Consider the following 4,617-nt stretch of genomic DNA (forward strand, 5'->3'; position numbering starts at 1 on the left):
TTCGACAGGGGGACACAGTCATGCCGGGCCCGAAGGCCAGCGGCCCTCTTGCAGGACCGCGAAGAAGATAACGGGGGGAATGGCGCGGTAATCCGGTGGATCACGCCAGGACGCAGCGCGTACCTCAGAAGTTGATCGGCATGCACTTGTTGCAGTGGACGCACAGGGAACGGGCCGAGCCGTCCCGGCTGATCCGGTCGACCAGGTCCGGCTCACGCGGGAGGAACTGGCGGGCTTCCTCAAGCAGGGTTGAGCAGGGAGCGGCCGACGGTCAACTCCAGTGCGTCGACCGTGCCGTCGGGCTCTGTCCAGCGGGCGACCTGGAGCGATTCGTCGAGCCAGAGGCCGGCCGCGACTCCGTCGTCCAGGTTGAACCTGGCCAGGATCGCGATCCGGTTCCGACCGCGTCGCGCACGCGCGGACCGCGGAGCGGGCCACCTTCGCGCGGTTGTCCAGCGATCCGCCCCGCAGCGGAAGTCGACGCCGGCAATGGCCTATGGACCGCTGCTTCATGGACCCGAATTCTTCCCACTCTCGTACGGCACGGCCGAAAGCCCATCCAATAAGGGACTTTCGGCCGTGCCAGGCCCGGTATGGGCGGCGTACTACTTGACACACCCTTGGCCTTTCAGTGCCAGCCCAAACTCCAGAGAGCCCTCCGTGCAGCAAGACGAAGCCGTCCCCACCCCCGAGACGGTGGCCCGCCACCGCACCCTGTTCCGAGCTGTCCACCGGCGCAAGAACCCCCGCCTGCGCCAGACGGACATCACCGTCGCCGAGGAGCAGGACGTCAAGCGGGCCGTGAAGGCCACCGCGCTGGGCAACGCCATGGAGTGGTTCGACTTCGGCGTCTACGCCTATCTCGCCGTCACCATCGGCAAGGTCTTCTTCCCCACGGGCAGCGACACGGCCCAGACCTTGTCCTCGCTCGCCGCCTTCGCGGCCGCGTTCCTCGTACGCCCGCTCGGCGGCTTCTTCTTCGGCCCGCTCGGCGACAAGGTCGGCCGCAAGAAGATCCTCGCTCTCACCATGATCCTGATGGCGTCGGCGACGCTGGCGATCGGCCTGATCCCGAGCTACGCCACGATCGGCCTGTGGGCGCCGATACTCCTGGTGCTGTGCCGTATGGTCCAGGGCTTCTCGACGGGCGGTGAGTACGGGGGCGCCGCCACGTTCATCGCGGAGTACGCGCCGGACAAGCGCCGCGGATTCTGGGGATCTTTCCTGGAGTTCGGCACCCTGATCGGCTACACGGTCGCGGCGAGCCTGGTGACGGCACTGACGATGATGCTGAGCCAGGAGCAGATGCTGGCCTGGGGCTGGCGGATCCCGTTCCTGGTGGCCGGGCCGCTCGGCCTGGTCGGCCTGTACCTGCGCATGAAGCTTGATGAGTCCCCGGCGTTCCAGAAGCTCGAAGAGGGCGCGAGCCCGGCGGCTGAGCGCGAGAAGAAGTCCTTCAAGGACATGCTCACCAGCCAATGGCGCCCGCTGCTCCTGTGTGTCGCCCTGGTGGCGGCGCTCAACATCACGGACTACATGCTGCTCTCGTACATGCCGACCTACCTCACCGAGCGCGGCTTCGGCGAGACCGGCGGCCTGATGTCGATCGTCGTCGTCATGCTGGTCCTGATGGCCGTGATCAACTCAGTGGGACGCCTCTCCGACCGCGTGGGCCGGAAGCCGGTCCTGATGGCGGGCTCCATCGGCTTCGTGGTCCTGGCCCTGCCCTGCTTCCTGCTGATCAAGCAGGGCAGCACGGTCACCGTCTTCGTGGGCCTGCTGATCCTCGGCCTGACCCTGGTCTGCTACTTGGGTGCCATGTCGGCCTCCCTGCCCGCCCTCTTCCCCACGGAAGTCCGCTACGGCTCACTCTCCATCGGCTTCAACATCTCGGCGTCCCTGTTCGGCGGCACGACGCCGCTGGTGGTCGCCGCTCTGATCAGTAAGACGGGCAACGACCTGATGCCCGCCTACTACACGATGCTGGCCGGCTTCGTCGGCCTCATCGCGGTCCTCACGATGAAGGAAACGGCCCGTAAGCCTTTGGAGGGCTCTCCTCCGTCGGTGGGTACACCGGAGGAGGCGCGGGAGTTGGTGGAGGCGCAGCGAGGCTGAGCAGCGCCGAGACCGGGAGTGTCCAAGGGCGGTGGATTCGACGGTCACTGAAGCGAAGTCTGATGACTGGCACCCTTGTTGAGGCCAGGGCCAGGGCCAGGGCCAGGCGCTGCCGTCGTTGACATGTCGAGTGGGTGGGATGCTCCACGCGGTGCGGCACCGCTGTGGAGGCCAGACGCAGAGCCGCATCGCCGAAACCGCCTACCAGGAGCAGCAGCACCTGGCGTTCACGCCGCCGGGGCACCAGCAAGGCCGGGGTGCGGACCCCCGGGTGCGTGAGGTGCTCGGCGACACGCTGTTCCGTGCGGATCTGCTGGCAGTGGGCGGCCTGGACGACCGGACGCTGTCCCACGGGATCCTGCGGCGGGCCGTCGCGAGCAGAAGCTGGGGCACGGCGAGCGGAGCGAGAACGCCGCGGGGCTGCGGGCCTGGGGCGCCGTCGCCGTGTGACAGGCACAGGACGTCTGGCCGCCCGCACAGGTCGCTGCCGGGGGAGGCGCCCGGTGCGGGCGCCCGTCGCGTGCTGGCTCGGGCTGTTACTGCACGCCCGGGCTCAGGGACCGGCCGACGACCGATCCGCAGACCTGGGCGGCTGTTGTGAACCATCTGCGGTGGGTCGACCGCGCCGGGGCCGCCGGACAACCAGATGGCCTGACCGCCCAGGAGCTCCTGGTCGAGGCGCTCATCACGGCGAGCCCATCCCAAGCGGTACAGACGGCTCGGCGGCGGCAGCGCCGATCGAGGCCGTGCGGCACCAGTTGGACGATCCATGGACGTGCTCTGTCGCGCCCCTCGCGGGCGGCCGTACATGACTGAAGTCGATCACCGCCCGGGACCAGTCCAACTGCTTCGCCACACACGGTCAGTCAGCAGCACGGCGTTCAACCGGTCTCACACGCGGTCTCGTTCCACGCGGCGAGCCGCCGCCAACACTTCCCCCGGAATCGAAGCCGAGTTCCTGAGACAGGTACTCCCACTGGATGCCGGTATGCAGGACACGGCTTCTGTTCAAGGACCTCTAAGCGACCGGCACACCCACTCAGACGTGCTGCGCGCCATCCACGATCCGGTGTGTGAGTCCCGAGATGCCGCAAGGTCGCTGCCGTAGCAGGCCGCGAAACGAAGGGGCAAGGGTGCCGAGCCGGTCAGGAGCCACCTCGGATGTGGTCGCCCGAACCATTCCGTCAGCCACTCGGCGGCTCCTACGGTGACGAGGCGACAGACAGCGGGGCAGGCACCCCCTGAGTTCCGCCCCTGGCCAGGCTCCGCGGCTGAAGCCAGGTGGCGCTCGTATCGCCGGTCCAGGGATGGGCCCACACACTGTCTCCCCGGAGGAACTGCGGTGAGCGAACACATACCCCACCCCTGTGAAGCGGGCAGCCACCTGGGCAACAAGCGAGCCGGCCTCGAAGCGGGAGCCAAGCAGGAGCGCCGCGACGAGGAAGAGCGTCTCATCCGCGGGCTCAACCTGTTATGCGGCACGATCGCGGTGCTCATGGTCGTCGCCGTGTCGGCCGCAATCATTTGGGCGCTGTTCGAGGTCTCCTGACGTCTGACCGTACGGAACGGGCGGTGCACGCGGTGGCCGACACCGGTCCTCGCCGGGTCGCCCGCTGGACCACCTCCGCACCGCACCGCATGGCAGCGCACCGCCAAAGCCCCTGCTACGCCGACGAAGAACTCAAACGACCACTCGAACACTGCCTGGAACTGAACCAAGCCCATGACCTGGTGCGTAAGTTCGCCACCATGCTCGGCCCGGTCCGACGGACACGGCCGGACCCTCCGGGCGGCGACATCGCCGCCCACGGCTACCAGCGGAGCCGAAGCGGTCAAGCTCGTGGCGATGCCGCAGAGTGCACAACTGCCCGCCGGTTTCCTATCAGTTACGTGAAATCACGCGGTGAAGGCCACCGCGAGAACTTCGAACGCACTAGCCCGGTCGGCGCCGGGGCGACGTGGACCGCCACGGTGACCTCCGGCTGCCTGGTCAGGCCGAACCGGGCTACTCTCGTAGGGGTTGTCCGTTGGGATCCCTCTGTCGACGGGTTTCAGCGGAATTCTTGCGAGGAACCCCGGCCGTTCAGGGCCGGGAGGAATCGCGTCTCGTGGTTGCGACGCGGAGCGTCGCGGTGCCGGGTTTGACGGGCGCGGAGCGCCCCTACGGCTGCCCGGCAGAGCCGGGAACTGCTGTGCCATGTCGGTCAGTCGGGCCGCTTCTGGTTCTCGATGTACTGCTTGACCATGGCGAGCGGGGCGCCGCCGACGGAGGCCGCGAAGTAGGACGGTGACCAGAAGTGCTCGCCCCACAGGTAGCGGTTGATGTGGTCGGGAAACTCCTGGCGAAGTCGGCGTGCGGAGACGCCCTTGAGGGAGCCGACCAGGCGGGCCAGGGCGACCTTGGGCGGATAGTGAACGAGCAAGTGGACGTGGTCTGCTTCGCCGTTGAACTCGCGCAGCTCGGCGCCGAAGTCCGCGCACACATCGCGCATGATCTCCTCA

Annotated in this window: 3 protein-coding genes and 1 pseudogene; 3 read left to right on the forward strand and 1 reads right to left on the reverse strand. The window is 67.9% G+C overall.

All coding sequences use genetic code 11. The features are described 5' to 3' along the window. The first annotated feature begins 660 nt into the window (after positions 1-660). From proP to QIT00_RS38555, 3 genes and pseudogenes are all read left to right on the forward strand, one after another. The gene (gene proP, locus QIT00_RS38545; RefSeq protein WP_282540168.1) at positions 661-2,115 is read left to right on the forward strand and encodes a glycine betaine/L-proline transporter ProP; all 1,455 of its coding nucleotides are present in this window, start codon (positions 661-663) and stop codon (positions 2,113-2,115) included. A 139-nt stretch (positions 2,116-2,254) separates the two neighbouring features. Next, a pseudogene (locus tag QIT00_RS38550) lies at positions 2,255-2,485 on the forward strand (hypothetical protein); the annotation flags it as partial. A gap of 972 nt (positions 2,486-3,457) precedes the next feature. Next, the gene (locus tag QIT00_RS38555) at positions 3,458-3,664 is read left to right on the forward strand and encodes a hypothetical protein (RefSeq protein WP_282540169.1); all 207 of its coding nucleotides are present in this window, start codon (positions 3,458-3,460) and stop codon (positions 3,662-3,664) included. A 655-nt stretch (positions 3,665-4,319) separates the two neighbouring features. Here QIT00_RS38555 and tnpA read toward each other — a convergent pair. Further along, positions 4,320-4,617, reverse strand: a 298-nt coding sequence (gene tnpA / locus QIT00_RS38560) for an IS200/IS605 family transposase (protein ID WP_282540170.1), incomplete at its 5' end; no start/stop codon positions are given.

The sequence above is a fragment of the Streptomyces luteolus genome (genome assembly GCF_029968015.1).
In the GTDB taxonomy this organism is placed as follows: Bacteria; Actinomycetota; Actinomycetes; order Streptomycetales; family Streptomycetaceae; genus Streptomyces; species Streptomyces luteolus.